The following is a 16,106-nucleotide window of genomic DNA, read 5'->3' as shown; positions in this document are numbered from 1 at the left end:
AATAAATTATTTTAAATCCACAAAAAAATTCTTGCATCAAAAAAGTGTTAATTTATATTTTTTCCAATTTTTATTAAGGCTGAGGAGGGAAATTGAGCGAGAAGCTGATAGTCTCTTCGTCGCCGCACATAAGATCCGATGTTTCGGTTAAGGTTATAATGTGGAATGTTGTTCTCGCTATGCTTCCTATATTTGCCGCTTCAGTGTATTTTTTCGGTCCCAGAGCCGTTTGGCTTACCTTAAGCGGTATTCTTGGAGCAGTTTTGTTTGAAGCCCTGATCCAGAAACTAAGCGGGAAAAGGGTTTCCATAGATGATGGAAGCGCTGTAATAACTGGAATGCTTCTTGCGTTCAATCTCCCCCCTGGTGTGCCCATCTGGATGCCTTTTGTGGGTGCAGCATTCGGGATAGTTTTCGGGAAAATGATTTTCGGCGGACTGGGAAATAACCCCGTGAACCCTGCATTAGTTGGCAGAACATTTCTTATGGCGAGCTGGCCTGTTCAGATGACTACTGCTTGGGTGGCTCCTAAAGGTGGCGCGATTCCGGGATTCCCAACAAATATAGACGCTATTACCGGTGCGACTCCGCTTAATGTCCTGAAAGTTTTCGTCGGTCAGAAGATTCATTCAACTAACCCCGCTGAAGTCGAACAGGCAAAAGCGGTTCTTGGAAAGCTCTATGGTGTAGTCCCAAACCTTTTCTTCGGCAATGTCGGCGGTGTCCTTGGAGAAACATCGGCATTGCTTATCATTCTTGGCGGGATATATCTTATACTCCGTAAATTCGCCGATTGGAGGATACCGGTCGCATACATAGGCACGGCAGCCCTTTTGGGATGGATTATAGGGAGCCCTGAGGGGCTTTTTAAGATGAATGTTTTGTTCTATATTTTCAGCGGTGGGCTTATGCTTGGAGCTTTCTTCATGGCGACTGACATGGTTACATCGCCGGTAACACCTCGCGGGCGCTGGATCTTCGGCATCGGTGCCGGCATTCTTACGGTAGTAATAAGAAAATGGGGCGGTTATCCTGAGGGTGTATGCTACTCAATTTTGCTTATGAACCTCACGGTTCCGATAATAGACAGGCATACCAGACCGAGAGTTTTCGGCACTGAAAAGGCGAGAGCCGGGAGGAAAAAGTGAAGCAGATTGCCAAATTGGGATTAACATTGATGATTTACACTGCTATAGCAGGGCTACTTCTCGGGTTCATCTATACTAAAACTAAGCCTCGAATAGAGGAGCAGGAAAGACTTGCCCAGAAGGAAGCGCTTATAAGCGTTATGCCAGAAGAAGCTAAGTTTTTTGATGAAATAACGCTGCCCGACAGCACAATAGTTTTCGTCGGTTATAAAGATTCGTCGAAAAGTGAAGCAGTAGGTTTTGCTTCGATAGGGATGAAATACGGTTTTTCGAGCAATGTTAAGGTTATGGTTGGCATACTGCCCGACTTTACCCTTACGGGAATTAGGGTTCTTTCGCAGAATGAAACTCCCGGATTGGGAACACATGTGGTTGACGATTGGTTCCAGAAGCAGTTCGCGGGCAAATCTATCGAACAACTTAAGGTGGATAAGGATGGCGGCGATATAAAATCGATAACTGGCGCGACCATATCTTCAAGGACTGTTACAGGAGCTGTGGAAGCGGTGGTAAAGAAACTTATGGATAATAAAGATGCGCTCCCGTTGCCTTCTGAAGTTGAACATGAGGGTGAAGACACAACAGATACTTCGAGCAAGCAGACTTGAGCTAAAGAACCAAGGAGTAAGCAATGCTTAAGGAATTCACAAAAGGCATAATTAAGGAAAATCCTGTTCTTGTTTTAGCGCTCGGACTTTGTCCTACTCTTGCCGTTAGCACTACGGCCTACAACGGGATAGGTATGGGAATAGCTGTTATATTCGTTTTGACCATGTCGAACCTTATAGTCTCGCTCATAAGGAAGACAGTTCCCAAAAGAATTCGAATACCGATTTTCATAACTGTTATCGCGTCGTTTGTCACGATTGTTAAGCTTGTCATGGCGGGTTACACACCAGGATTGTCCAAGCAGCTTGGCATTTTTGTGCCTTTGATTGTGGTAAACTGCATAATTCTTGGCAGAGCTGAGGCATTCGCAAGCAAAAGAGGTGTTTTGCCTTCTATTCTCGATGGTCTGGGAATGGGAATAGGATTTACTATAGTCTTGTTCCTTATGGGCACTGTGCGTGAAATTATAGGCAGCGGAACTCTCACGATTGGTTTCCCCATGCTTTTTGGGCCGGTAACTATAAATGTTATGGGCGCTGGGTATCCACCGGCGTTGATGCTTATTTTGCCGCCCGGTGGTTTCATGACGCTGGGGGTGTTTTTGTGGCTGAAGCAACTTCTTAGCAAAAGTTGATGGTGGTCATGCTTGAGGAGGCTAAGGAACTTTTGGAGACTGCGGCTTTAATGGTTGAAAAAGGCGAGAAATACGAGGCGGTGAATATGGTTGAGATGGCGGTAAATAAAGCCATAGCTGAACTTGAGAGAGCAGCGGGTCAGGAAAATTTTGGCGAATCGCTACAGCGCAGGCTGGCCAAATTCACCGATAACATCGAGATAATTAACTATGCTAAAGTTATTGAAGATATTTTTGACCCTACCATCTACCCCGTGGGTTTTGATGCCGGCACTGAGGAGCCAAGCGTTTCGTTCGGGCAGGCTTTGATAGCGGTTGAATATGGGAGAAAGATTGTTGATTTTGTGGAGTCGAAGATAAATGATCTGGCCGGAGGAGAATAATGGAAGTCTCGAAGCTCATAATGCTCGCTATAAGTGCTATTTTCATTAACAATTTCGTTTTATCTCGATTTCTCGGACTGTGCCCTTATATGGGGGTTTCTAAAAAAACTGAGACAGCGCTCGGAATGGGATTTGCGGTCATTTTCGTCATGACTATGTCTTCCGCGATAACATGGATAGTCTGGACTTACTTCCTCCTGCCCACAAAGTCGAATGTTTTATATCTTGTTTTCAAAGCTTTGGGCGCCAAGGTTACGCCACAGAATTTTGACCTCTCATACCTTGAGACAATAGCTTTCATAATAGTTATCGCGACATTCGTCCAGCTCATCGAGATGATAATTCAGAAGACATCGCCAACACTTTACGAAGCATTAGGGATATATCTTCCGCTTATAACCACTAATTGCGCAGTTCTGGGTGTAGCTGAGCTTAACACGATGACGATGCATCTTAATTTCATTGAGAGCGTTGTTCATGGTTTCTCAGCTGGAATTGGATTTACGATAGCACTGCTTCTTATGAGTGGTATTCGTGAGCGGCTTGAACTATCTGACATTCCGAAGCCACTTCAAGGATTGCCTATAGCGTTCTTTGTCGCTATGCTTATGTCCATGGCATTTTTGGGATTTTCTGGGTTCAAAATTTGAGCCAAATGTAAAGAGCCAGCTGGAACTGGCTTTCTAAATAATGTGCGGAGGAGATGGAGATGGAATATGTATTCTGGGGTTCAATAATAGAGTTAGCATTTTTTGGGCTTATTTTTGGAATAGGTCTTGCTCTGGCAGCAAAAAAGTTTGCTGTCGAGGTTGACCCACGGGTTGAGAAAGTTCTGGAAATTCTTCCTAATGCGAATTGTGGTGCATGTGGTTACCCTGGCTGTTCAGGATTTGCCAAAGCTGTTGTTGCTGGTGAGGTGCCCGTTACAGGATGTCCAGTTGGAGGGCAGAGTGTTGCGGAAAAGATAGCCGCCATTCTCGGCGTTGAGGTTGGCGAGGTTGAGCCCATGGTTGCCGTTGCCGCTTGTAGCGGCGGTGTAAGGGCTAAGGACAAATACGAATATGATGGGATAGAGGATTGCCGCGCTGCCATGGTTATGGGGGGTGGTCCAAAACTTTGCTCATATGGCTGTATTGGACTTGGAACATGTGTTGAGGCGTGTCCATTTGATGCGCTCTCGATGGGACCTTTGGGGGTGCCTGTAACAGATTTTGATAAGTGCACAGGGTGCGGAATATGTGTCGATGTGTGTCCCACTGGTGTTATGAAGCTTGTTCCTAAAAGCCAGCCAGTTTTTGTTGCCTGCAACTCAAAAGACCCCGGCGTTTTCGTGAGGAAGGCATGCGAAACAGGGTGTATAAGCTGTTTCCTGTGCCAGAAAAATTGTCCAAATCAGGCTATCAAAGTTGTAAACAACCTTGCCGAAATTGACTATGATAAATGTGATGCATGTGGGATATGTATAATGGTGTGTCCAACTAAAGTTATTCTTAATAAATTCCCCGATGTTATGAAGGCTAATAAGGGTTTGCCCGCCGCCGTGCCCACTAACCCTGATGAGACCAAAGCGCTTCTTGATGAGATCAAGAAAAAGCAGGCTGAGGCGAAAAAGACACCAAAAAAGTCTTCTGAAAAGCAAAGCAACAATTAGGTTTTTGGTTAATTTTTGTTTTGCATCAATCGTGCCTTGATTAGCTTTGTTCTATTGCATATATTTGTTTAAATTTAAGCTTAAGGGGGTAGGAATGTATCTTGTGGGAATAACAGGCCCAATAGCCTCTGGCAAGACATCTGTCGCAAAAATGTACAAAGAAATGGGGGCTTATCTCATAGATGCTGACAAGATAGGGCATCAACTTCTTGAGAGGCCTGACATAAAGAAACGGATCATTGAGGAATTCGGAGACGAGATTTTAACCGATAAGGGCAAGATTGACCGCGAAAAACTTGGTGCGATAGTTTTTTCGGACATATCAAGGCTTGAGGCGCTAAATGACATTATTCAAAAGCCATTGGTCGACATAATTAAGGAGCAAATTCTCGAACTTCAGGAGAGCGGTTTTCCCGGGATTGTGGTTATAGATGCAGCTCTGCTTCCCAAGTGGGACATAGTAAAACTTATGGACCTTGTTCTCGTTGTGGATGCGCCACGATGGCAGAGGATGAATAGGCTTGTGAGGCAAAGAGGTCTGCCACAGGATGAAGCTGAGCGACGAATAGAGGTTCATGAGGAGCTTTTTAAGGAGTTTTTCCCAAAACAAACCATTGTGGTCAAAAACAACGGCGATTTTATGGAATTAAGGGTTCAAGCTATGAGAGCTTGGCTTGAAATAAAAGATAGAATGAGGCAAAAAGCCGAAAAAGAAATAAAATAATTAGTTTGTTTAAAATAATTTCAAAATCTTCTTGACATCATGTCAAAAATAGATTTATTAAGGATTTGATTTTAGACTGAAACTTTAAAAAGGAGGGCTACCAAAAATATGCTATAGGGTCGGCATAAACGGAGGTAGCCTTGAAATACTTATTTTCAGTCCTCGTTATTTTAAGTTTATCTTTCGGGGCCGGAAAAGAAAGCGAATATTGTGTTTCTGAAGGGCTTTTCCCCTCTGATCCCAAAGTTTTGTGGGATGAAGTATCCTCTTTTGTAAAAAATTCCCATACACAATTTAGTTTTGACGAACCACTGGGAATTCTGGTTCCAGAGGAAAGTTATGTTTTTTCTGGTATTGTTCTTGGTGCCGCTTTCAGTTCGATAATGCATGCTGATAAAGACCTCATAGTGTTTGTCGTAAGCGCTCCTGAAGGTCACGAGGGGGTCAATATCGTTATGGGAAAGCGGTTTGCTACCCCACTCGGAACTGTGCTCACAGATTCTGTTCTTGCGCATGAAATTTTAAGGAAAACTTTAACTCTTTACCCAACAAAGGAGTGTCCAACAAAGGGTTTTTGGTATTCGCTTCCATTCGTTCAGTATGTGTTTCACTCAAAACCTATTCTCGTGTTTGTCGTCGGGCGAAACAACATTCACAATATGGATTTTATTGCTCGCTCTTGTGCTAAAGCTATCTCGGGCAGAAAGCCATTGGTTATCATAGCGTCCAATCTCGCTGAGTCCTCCGCTGATAAATGCGTTGATGGGCTCGCCAACAAATCTTTAAAAATGCTTCTAAGGCTGAATGTGAGTGGGCTTAAGAAAGCCCATGAGTCGGGTGATGTGGGCCTTTCATCGTATTGGGCAGTTCTTTTTGGGCTTAAACTTCTAAGACAGCTTGGAGCTGATAGCGCAATCCTTTTAAAGAAATTTGCCAATTATGGCTTTCCGGCTCGAAGAGCTGTGTCCATGGCAGCTATGGTATGGGTAAAAAGTCGAGCCCTTCCCGGAAGAAAAGTTCGCCACAAGCAAGTTGATATCTATAGTTTGGGTGATGTGCTTTGGGAATACACAAAAGCTCTTCTTTTGGAGGAGGCGCCCCCAAGATTGCCCGATGAGGTTGCTAATGTAAGGTGTGGGATTTTTGTGACGATAGAAAAGAATAACAGGATGGTAGCGAGAGTGGGGAGTCTGTTCCCTGCAATGCCGGCGGAAGTAATGCTTAGAAACATTGTGAATTCAATAAAGTCCCAGAATAAGCTGGTATCGAATTTTATGAGGGAAGGCGGCGAGATAACGCTTAGGCTGGGGCTTGCGCGAATGGTTGACTGTAAAGTGGAGTCGTCCAGGAATCTCGGGATATATGTTCGCCTTGGCGGCAGAGATGGTATAATAATGCCATGGGAAGAAAACGACCTTCCCGCAAAGGCAAGGCTTGAAAGAGCATGTATCCAGGCTGGATTGCCCGCTAAAAGCTGGGAATCACCCGATGCTGAGGTGTATTTTTTTGAGTTGAAAACATTCGAGAACGAAATTCGACTGAGTAAGGCATCAAGATAAAAATGGGACGGGGAATTAAAAATGTTTTCTGGATGGTGGTTTTAATGCTGGTTGTTACAGCAGAATCAAGCATTGCAATGAGTTGCTTGGCTGCGGGAAGAATTGCTGACAATCAGCCATTATCACTGGCGCTGGTTGAACATGGTGTTCCGATGAAAATAGTCAATCTAATATCTGTAAATCTTAATAAGGTCTTTGACCTGAGGAAACTTCGACCGGGCGATGGCTACGAAGTTCGTTACGGCAGCGATACATCGTTCGAGTATTTTGAGCTAAGACGCTCTCGATGGGAACGATACATAATAAAGCGTGGGAGAGATAGCATACTCGTTCTCAAAGACACGATACCGCTGGTTAAGGTTGTTTGCGCTGCGAGCGGTGTTGTGAAGCATACACTTTGGGAATCCATGATCAAGGCTGGTGTCGAACCGGAAGCAATATTAAGGTTCACCGATGTTTTGGCATACGATTTCGATTTTGTTACTGATACCAGGGATGGTCATAAATTCAAGATATTGTATGAAAAACAATACTTTGGTGATGAGGTAGTCGGGGTGGGGCGTGTTCTTGCTGCAATGTATGAGACCAGAAAGAAAAAGTTTGTGGCAATTTACTATGAGGACCCCGACGGCAGAGCGGGGTATTTTGACCTGGCTGGCAAGTCGATGAAAAAATCCTTGCTTAAGGCGCCGCTTAATTATCGTCGCATAAGTTCTCACTTTTCGACGCATAGATTTCATCCCATACTTAAGCGTTATCTTCCCCATTTGGGTGTTGACTATGTAGCTCCCAAGGGCACCCCTGTGGTGTCCTCGGGCAATGGTGTTGTTGTGTTTGCGGGATGGGCTCGTGGTTTCGGGAATTTCATAAAAATAAAACATGACAATGGAATAGAGACATCATACGGGCATTTATCTCGTTTTGCACGCGGCATAAGGAAAGGAGTAAGGGTTCGTCGAGGTCAGGTTATAGGCTATGTTGGAGCAACTGGACTTGCTACAGGTCCTCATCTTGACTATAGGGTTAAGGTAAAAGGAAAATATGTTAATCCGGAAAAATATGCGTTTCCTGCTGAACCACCTGTTAAGAGAAAGTATATGGCGAATTATAAAAAATATGCAAATTCGGTACTTACTGCTACCGATATTTTCTCAAAAGTAGGCGAACATAAATCGGAGAAATCATGATTTTTCTCTTGAATAACAGAAGTTGTGAGTTAGTTTATAGAAACTTGTATAGAATGGAATTTTGGAAGAATAAAGGGGGATAATCTTATGAGAAGAATCGTGTTAATAACGGTGGTTGCGTTGTGGGGTGTTTTGCTGGCGCAAACACCGCCGCCACTTTGCGCAGCTATATCCGACCCGGGCTATCACATAGCTCCTTACAGCTCGATAGTAATAAAAGTAAGCCCGGCGTGTGCGTCTAATCCAGCGGGGACGAGGTATCAGTTCTGGCGCCATGTGGTGAGTGCGCGCCCGACAATGGAGATGATGACTATATTTATGTCGCAGGACAGTTTCGTTTTCACGGGCGCACAGGATGGAGAGGTGTTTGAATATTATGTTCGTGCTCTTTACGGTTCCGATACCTCTGACTGGTCAGACCCGCTGACGATAGTTCACGACATTAACCCGCCGGCACCCGTTCCGTTTCTCGATGTCGCACATTGCGTTACGGGCGTTGACACTTATGTTCAGATAACCTGGCAACGAACCATTGACTCGGCCTCCTCAATCATGGGCTACGGCATCTACCGCTCGATGAGATATTTCGACTTGTGGCGAATCGATGCTGCTGACCCGTTCCTTGCTTTTATTCCAAACGATGGCTCGGAAATATACTACTATATCGATAATGATGTCATTTATGGTAGAACATATTACTATACCGTGGTTCCCTACGACAGCGCAGGGGTTCCCGTTTTCGTTAGAGGACATCATCCACTTACCGGCAATCCGATAAAGATGGCACGACTTATAGGGCCGGGTTTCTGCGAGACACCGATATGCGCGATCCTCATGCCGCCGCCTCATTGGATTACAAGACCTTCGTTCACGGTTTATACTGACCATACCATGTGCCATCCTCGCCCCGGAATAATGTATCAATATCGTCAGATAGATGAGACGACAGGCGATACCCTAACTTCTGTCTGGACTGTGGCACCCTCATATAACTGGCTCACGAGAGATTGCCATACTTATACTTTCGGCGTGCGGGCAAAGCTTGATACCACTGTTTCCGATTGGTCGTATCAGGTTCCGGCTGTCTGCGATATAGGTGCACCTGGCTGTGTTGACAGCCTTGTTGCAACGCTCAGCGAGGCGGGAATAGATGTTCACTTCTATGTCTCCGATGAACGCGCGCTTGATTGTGGCTCTGGCGTTAAATGTTACAAGCTTTTCCGTTTCACTGATGACGAGTTATCGTCGTTCTTCCCAGTGGATACTGGCGACACCAGGCATCTTTTGTATACTTTCTGCCCTGATAGCTACAAGTTGAATGCCGATTATCGTTATTTCGACTTTGCGAGCGGGCTGGCAGATGATGAAACCTACTACTATCTTGTCGTGGTTATAGACAGCCTTAACCAGTATTCCTATTGCGGCAGGGGAATGGATAGCGTCATAGTTGACAAAATAACGGCTGCTCCCATGCTTATACCTCTTCCGACATGGTCTCCCGGCACAGGTGTTACGCTTAGCATAGTTGACACAAGCCATTGCGATATAGTTGACATTTACATTGATGTTGCCTCATCGCCCGATTTTACTGTGGACTTCACGACCATAGGACCACTTGACATTCACGACCCGTCGCTACACAATCCTGACGACCACATTTGCGAGGACTGGGATACGCTTAAATACTACATTGGTGGTCTGGATGAAGCTCAGTATTATTTCAGGGTTTGGGCAAGGGATGCCATAGGCAACACATCCGTTTATTCTAATGTTGTCAATACACGCTTTGATAACACCCCCCCTGCGCCTACCGCTGTTGATTCGCTCCACAGTTATGCGAAGTGCACCAATGAGCTCGTAATAAAGCTATGGTTCTCACCTTCCACTGACGCCGGTGTTGGTGTGGGACAATATCATATTTATCGTTCGAATAGTCCCGGTGCATTAGGAACCGAAATAGGGACTATAAATCATAATCCATTTATAAGTGTTTATACATTCGTTGACGAGTCTCCCAATCCCGGGCACAATTTCAGGGACAATTACTACACGATATTGGTTTCTGACAATTTCGGTAATACTACTACCTCTGGAGTTCAGCGAGGATTCTCAAGTGAAACGCCACCCTATCCTGTAAGAATCGATTCCGTCCGCACGGAGTATGAGAGCGGCGAGATGTGGCTTATAGTTTACTGGTCCGACACAACTCCTTCGTCATACGGCACAGGTGGCTTGGGCAATATGTATAGACTTCAGCATTCGGCGGACAGCTCGTGGCTTTGCACCGGTGACCCGTTGCTGGTTAAAACTGAACCATTAACATTCGAGCATTATATGAGACTGCCGAGAAGCATAATTATAGGTTCACCAGTCAGGTACTTCCACATAGCGACTATAGACCCGTGGGGCAACGAGAGTGGATACTCAGAGCCGATAGCTTTCTTCGACTCATCTTGGTACACTGATTCCGTGGTTATGCACCTTTATCGTGGCTGGAACATGATCAGCTTGCCGCTTCTGCCGCGTAATACAAATGTTCGCGATATTTTCCCATCGTTAATTCCTGGCAATTGCTACACATTCAATCCGGTAACAAGAACTTATGAGAGCGTGACCAATCTTCGAGTCGGTGTCGGCTACTGGGTTTTGAGCCGGAGCGACCATTATGTTATGCTTAGGGGTTATCATATTCCGGAGTACATAAGAACGCTTGAGGGCGCTGGCTATCACATGATAGGTGGTATATCTGACACAGCTGATTTCGAGGTTACCCCCAACGGTGCCCTTGCAAGAAGGCTTCTTAGCTGGTGGAACCCCACAATAGGTCGTAATGGTGGGTATGAGGATTCCGACATTCTGGTTCCCGGACGCGGATACTTCATACTGCTCGATTCGACGGCTACGATTCATGTTCCCGCTGGTGGTGCCAGAAAGAGCATAATACCTGAGAGCGAGGTCGCCGTGCTTAACTTTGAGGGGCAAAAGCTAAAACTTAACACTGATGGGATTGACCTACCAATGCCGCCGCCCGTCTTTGAGGTGTCATTGCCGCATATCGTTGGTGAGAATGGCGAGATGCTCATGTGGGGAAGTTCGAACGATGGTCACTGGACTATCGAGGTTCCTGAATCGTATAATTTGACCATTGAAAAGCTTCCAAAGGGGCATTGGCAGCTTAGCGGTCCCTTCGGAGAGCAAGAGCTTGCGGAAGGCATGAGCCTTAGCCTTAAGGCGGGGAAGTATGAAGTTTATTACGAGTATGTGCCCGATAAGTTTGTAGCGCGGGCATACCCCAATCCGTTTAATGCTACTGCGATTATTGAGCTCGAGATTCCGCGAAGGGATAACATTAATGTGTGCATACTTGACATTAATGGGCGAGTTATTCGAAATATTTACAGCGGAGAAGTATCTCAGGGCGTTGCTAAATTCGTGTGGGATGGCAAGGACGAAGCAGGAAATGAACTTCCCAGCGGTGTTTACTTCGTGAGAACATTGGGGACTAAGTTCGGTTCGATATCGAGGATTGTCATGGTTCGATAACAATCGCAAAGTTTAGAAATAAAAGAAGGAGATAAAATTATGAAACGGATTGGCTTAATAGGGGTTATAGCAATATTGGCGGTCGGGCTTTACGCTCAGGGTGCGCCGACACTACTTTCTTTGCCGCCATATACTCAGGGCACCACATGTAGAATCCAATGGACGCTACCTCCGGGTGCACATCCCATAGCTTATCATATTCAGGTAGTTTCAGCTGAGGGCACCCCAACATTCCCATCGGGGATAGATCCGACTCACTCGATATTCCCCATACCAGTAAGGCATGCGCCGCACAATAGTTATACTATAGGTCTGGATTCTCTTCCCGGAACTCCCGCCGACGACCCGCTTTCCGACAATGTCAGATATTGTTACAGAGTTCAATATCGCTACGCAGTTTCGGGTACTCTTTACGCTTTTTCGGCATGGTCGAACTATGTTTGCTCGAGGCAGGACAATTCCGCCCCGACTGTAGAACCTGAAACACTCTGGATCTGGACGCACACACCGAGTTTGGAGATAAATTTCCACGCCGAGGACGCCGTCGTAGGTGATGTGGCTCAAATAAAGATTTACTATAGAACTGCGCCAGGTGATACATGGTCTTATTTTGGAGCGGAGTCATTCTCTGGCTCGCCAGTTGATGCTGATATAACCTTCAACTCCGCTGCTGTGGGCGGTGATGGATATTATGAGTTCTATCTCGCCGGCAAGGACAGACTCGGAAACGAGATTTACCCTAATACCGCCTTTGGTCCGCTTCCAGCTCAAACATGGACGAGATTTGACACAGGAATGCCAGAAGCAAGGGTTATACCAACAGGGATTTCCGAGTATTATACTGTGCGCTCTGTCAGAGTATCATTCACGGCAAGCGATAGCTATAGCGGAGTTAGAGATGTTATAATCTACTACTCTCTCGACATGTCCTCGCCTGTAAGATACGACTCGATATTCTACGGTGGTGCTGCTACTGTCACCGATTCTATAGATTTCGTGACAGCTCATGACGGACGCTATGGTCTTTACTTTCAGGCTATAGATTCTGCTGGCAATGTTGAGCCTATAACATCAGAGGAAATCTTTTTCAACATAGATACTCGTTCACCGGAATTTTCACGGGTGATAATTGAGGACACTACTACTGCTCCTCACGCTACGGATGTTCCCGCGGAGACGGGCTATACCAATTCCACCGCAGTTTGGGTTACGCCAGAAGGTGCCGCCGATAATCCACCTCTCGGCGATAGCTACGCGTCGGGGATTGAAAGCGTTTATGTGGCACAAAGCAGCGATTTTGAAGAAAATAAAGCTGTCTTCCCATATTCCGCTGGTGGAAGATATCTTTACAATATGACTCCCGGTGATGGTGTTAGGACCATTTATGTAAAGCTTAAGGATAGGGCTGGCAATTATTCTGCTCCCCAAACGGGAACGATTATCCTTGACACCGACGCCCCAACTCTGCGAGCTGTCTATATACTCGACAGGACCACCGACCTTCCGAGCGACACTACTGACGAGCTTACGGTTAAAATTCATATAGACCCCATGCCTTCGTCCTCGCCGTTTTACAAGGTTTTCCTTACCCAGGACGAATCTATGCTTGCACACATTCCCGCTTCTGGTTGGCAGGATTTCCGCGACACTATGACATTCACATTCACGGGATTTTCAGAGGGTGATTGGATGCACATCTGGGTGGTTCTCAAGGATTCCGCTGGAAACATTTCTAATGTAGGTCACGATTCGATATACTATGACATTAATAATGGTTTCGTTGATATAGTCTCGATGCGTGATATTAACGGTCCAGATTTGACAGGAACATACACCGACAGCAATCTGGTTTATGTGACCATAAGGTATGGTGTTGATGTCGACTCGATAGAAATATGGGACGATGCCGGAAGTCGTTCTATGTATGGTGTTCCAACGCCTTCGAGACCCGATACTACAATCACCATTGAGCATGAGTTCAGCCGTGTTGACGGTGTCAGATGGATTCATGCGCGCGGATGGAACATTTACGATGCTTTCCCCACCGCTACTGATTCGATGAGCATTATATTGGACACTCATGACCCGTATCTTGCGAGGATAAATGTAGAGGACCTCTCGGTAGGCTACGACCCAACCGATACCTCGGAAATAGCCGATAGCGGCTATACCAACGACATCCATGTTAGAGTGGTTTTCGTTGACCCAAGAGACACGAGAACAGGGATTTATCATCGGAAGGCAGTCTGCGACACGATAGTAGTCGAGGAGCCATATATTTCTTCAACTATGGACTTTCATTTGCCTGACCACGATGGAGTTTGGCTTGTTCATGGTTTCGTTCAGGATTCGGCTGGTAACTGGTCTGCGCCCGCAGATTTCCGGGTAACGCTCGACAGGCAGCGTCCAGTTATAAATTCGGTGACGCTAAGGGATGCTACCTCGCACAGCGATGAATATACCGACGATTTAACGATACTCGTTGAAACAAATGCTGTTGATGGTTCAGCGGAACCCGCTTACATTGCATTTTTCGAGGATTCAGCTTTGTGGCCGGATAATCTTGGTGGATTGTGGCAACCGTACGACCATCTTCTCAGCTATACATTCACTAACCCCGAGCAGGGCGTTAAGAAGCTTTATGTAGCCGTTAAAGACCATGCGGGGAACATAAGTGTCATGGCTTCAGACGAGATAGTTTACAGAACAGAAATAAGAGTTGAGATGACGCTTTTTGATGCTGATAGAGGACATGCCTTCACCACATATACCAATTCTCCGACGGTTGGCGTTCTGTTTACCACATATGTTACACCACCTGATGCATATTACCTTTCAATCGATACAGTCCCACCTGAACCAGATGCACCCGGCTGGATACCTTATCCTGGTGATAATGACACTCTTTTCCAGGTTCCTCCCGGAGAGGGTGAGAAGGTTGTTTACGGTTGGGTGAGGTCGGTGGCTTATACGGTTTCGCCCCGTGTGGAAGCCTCTATAATCCTCGATCAAACTTATCCCGACATTCCCCAGGGATTCACCGTTTGGGATACCACGAAGGCTGATAGGTGGCCTAATGTGTTCCGCGCCCATATGGGGTGGGCTAACGAACGGTACATATACGCATCAATACCCGAAGCTAACGATAATCTTTCGGGTGTCGACTCTCTTCATTTCATCGGTCCGTTTGAGGATAGTTTATGGGCACCAAGGCCATTCGTTGTTGTAGCAGGTGGCGGTGGCATAATGGTGCCCTATCCTAATGACAGCGTGCAACTTATAATAAGAGACGGTGTGGAAGGAAGTTTCGATATTGTTGGCGGTGCTATGGATGGTGCTGGTAACTGGCACGACATTGTGGTTCACGGCGGATACGATACTATACCGCCCCAGTTTGAATTCAGACCATTAACCCATACTGATACCACGACATTGCCCCATACTATCCCGATGTCCATAACAGATGAGCCAGATGGTGGTCATCTTTGGAAGGTATGCTTTAGAGTGGTTGAACTCGATACCATAGCTTGCGCAGTAGTTAGGGACGAATGGGGAACATATCCTGACTTCAATGTTGATTTCCCGCTGGCTGATATGCTTGACCCCCACAATCTATATACTGTTGAGGTGGTGGTCGTGGACTCCGCAGGAAACGCGAGCGAGGTGAAGAATTTCTATCCGTGGAGTAAGATTGACTTCAAAGTAGTAGCACCAAACGATACGCTTGACAGCGAATTCACCAACAGCCAGACAGTGCTTACTGTCATAAATTCCTTCGTTACTCCCGATTCCATGCGATTCGCTGAGACTGAACCAGCATTGCTTGCCAGTGCCTGGATACCATTCGAAAGGGTTCACGAGTTCACATTCTCTAACGCTACCAATGAGGTAAAACATGTCTACTGCCAGGTTAAGAAGGGCAAGTATGTCAGCCCGGTTAATGTGGACGCAATAATCCTTGATACGATACCGCCCACAATGGACAGAATCGAAGCGCACGACATCGATAGCGATGACCCCAATTGGTCTGATAGCAAAGAATTAAGGATTATCATATTCAATCCACAGGATACACCACCTGGTGAGGTTTATGCGGTAAGACTTTCTGAGTCCCCTAATTTCGATTACAATGTTCAGGTTATAGAGTTTGACCCAGCTAATCCTGAGGTTATTTATACTGCTGCGGATGAGCCTTACTATCCCGAGGATGTTCCGCTTCCGCCTGAGCATATCGATGCTCTTCTGGCGGGCGCAAGGCTTATCTACGCTCAGGTGCTTGACAAGGCGGAAAACCCGTCACAAAGCAAGACATATCAGATAGTTATAGATTGGTCGCCTCAAGAGGTTATAAACTTCCCCAATCCCTTCGACCCAACGAAGGAGAAAACATACATAAGGATAAAAGCACCGACACCAGGTGTTACCGTTGACATAAAGATTTATGATATGTTCGGTAATCTTGTCTGGAGCGGAACGAAAACGCTTAAGTCCGATTCCCGCGAGGGTGAAATTCAGTGGGATGGAAGGAACGACAACGGAGACATAGTTGCCAATGGTGGCTACATATGCATTGTTGACATAGGTGGTAAGCAAATTAAGCGTAAAATCGCGGTCTGGAAAGGGATAGAGCGATAATAAAACCTTTGAGCATAAAAGGGGGCAATAAAT

At 45.9% G+C, this 16,106-nt stretch carries 11 protein-coding genes; all 11 read left to right on the top strand.

Translation table 11 applies throughout. The annotated features are described in order from the left end of the window. The first annotated feature begins 92 nt into the window (after positions 1–92). The 11 genes from J7J62_05100 (at position 93) to J7J62_05050 (ending at position 16,073) form a co-directional block, all read left to right on the top strand. Positions 93–1,148 (top strand): RnfABCDGE type electron transport complex subunit D, encoded by a 1,056-nt coding sequence (locus J7J62_05100; protein ID MCD6124529.1) that lies wholly within the window; start codon positions 93–95, stop codon positions 1,146–1,148. After that, the gene (locus tag J7J62_05095) at positions 1,145–1,756 is read left to right on the top strand and encodes an RnfABCDGE type electron transport complex subunit G (protein MCD6124528.1); all 612 of its coding nucleotides are present in this window, start codon (positions 1,145–1,147) and stop codon (positions 1,754–1,756) included. The genes J7J62_05100 and J7J62_05095 overlap by 4 nt, the downstream gene beginning before the upstream one ends. A 23-nt stretch (positions 1,757–1,779) precedes the next feature. Next, entirely contained in the window at positions 1,780–2,391 is a 612-nt protein-coding gene (locus tag J7J62_05090; GenBank protein ID MCD6124527.1) for an electron transport complex subunit E, read from the top strand. Positions 2,392–2,399: 8 nt separating this feature from the next. Further along, the gene (locus tag J7J62_05085) at positions 2,400–2,774 is read left to right on the top strand and encodes a HEPN domain-containing protein (GenBank protein MCD6124526.1); all 375 of its coding nucleotides are present in this window, start codon (positions 2,400–2,402) and stop codon (positions 2,772–2,774) included. Then, entirely contained in the window at positions 2,774–3,424 is a 651-nt protein-coding gene (locus tag J7J62_05080; GenBank protein ID MCD6124525.1) for an electron transport complex protein RnfA, read from the top strand. The genes J7J62_05085 and J7J62_05080 overlap by 1 nt, the downstream gene beginning before the upstream one ends. A 59-nt stretch (positions 3,425–3,483) precedes the next feature. Then, complete coding sequence (locus J7J62_05075) at positions 3,484–4,425, top strand: Fe-S cluster domain-containing protein (protein ID MCD6124524.1); 942 nt, start codon at positions 3,484–3,486, stop codon at positions 4,423–4,425. A 94-nt stretch (positions 4,426–4,519) separates the two neighbouring features. After that, positions 4,520–5,149, top strand: coding sequence for a dephospho-CoA kinase (locus J7J62_05070; GenBank protein MCD6124523.1), 630 nt, complete (start codon positions 4,520–4,522; stop codon positions 5,147–5,149). A gap of 140 nt (positions 5,150–5,289) precedes the next feature. After that, positions 5,290–6,708 carry an AmmeMemoRadiSam system protein B gene (gene amrB, locus J7J62_05065; GenBank protein ID MCD6124522.1) on the top strand — a complete coding sequence of 473 codons (1,419 nt, stop codon included), beginning with the start codon at positions 5,290–5,292 and terminating at the stop codon, positions 6,706–6,708. 44 nt (positions 6,709–6,752) lie between these two features. Next, positions 6,753–7,895 carry a M23 family metallopeptidase gene (locus J7J62_05060; GenBank protein ID MCD6124521.1) on the top strand — a complete coding sequence of 381 codons (1,143 nt, stop codon included), beginning with the start codon at positions 6,753–6,755 and terminating at the stop codon, positions 7,893–7,895. An 87-nt stretch (positions 7,896–7,982) separates the two neighbouring features. Further along, positions 7,983–11,438 (top strand): T9SS type A sorting domain-containing protein, encoded by a 3,456-nt coding sequence (locus J7J62_05055; GenBank protein MCD6124520.1) that lies wholly within the window; start codon positions 7,983–7,985, stop codon positions 11,436–11,438. Between the two features lie 39 nt (positions 11,439–11,477). Continuing rightward, positions 11,478–16,073, top strand: a complete 4,596-nt coding sequence (locus tag J7J62_05050) for a hypothetical protein (GenBank protein ID MCD6124519.1) — start codon at positions 11,478–11,480, stop codon at positions 16,071–16,073. Positions 16,074–16,106 lie beyond the last annotated feature (33 nt).

Source organism: bacterium (assembly GCA_021159335.1).
GTDB lineage: Bacteria > UBP14 > UBA6098 > B30-G16 > B30-G16 > JAGGRZ01.
Note: the sequence above shows the minus strand (reverse complement) of the source record. Positions and strands in the feature narration are given on the sequence as shown.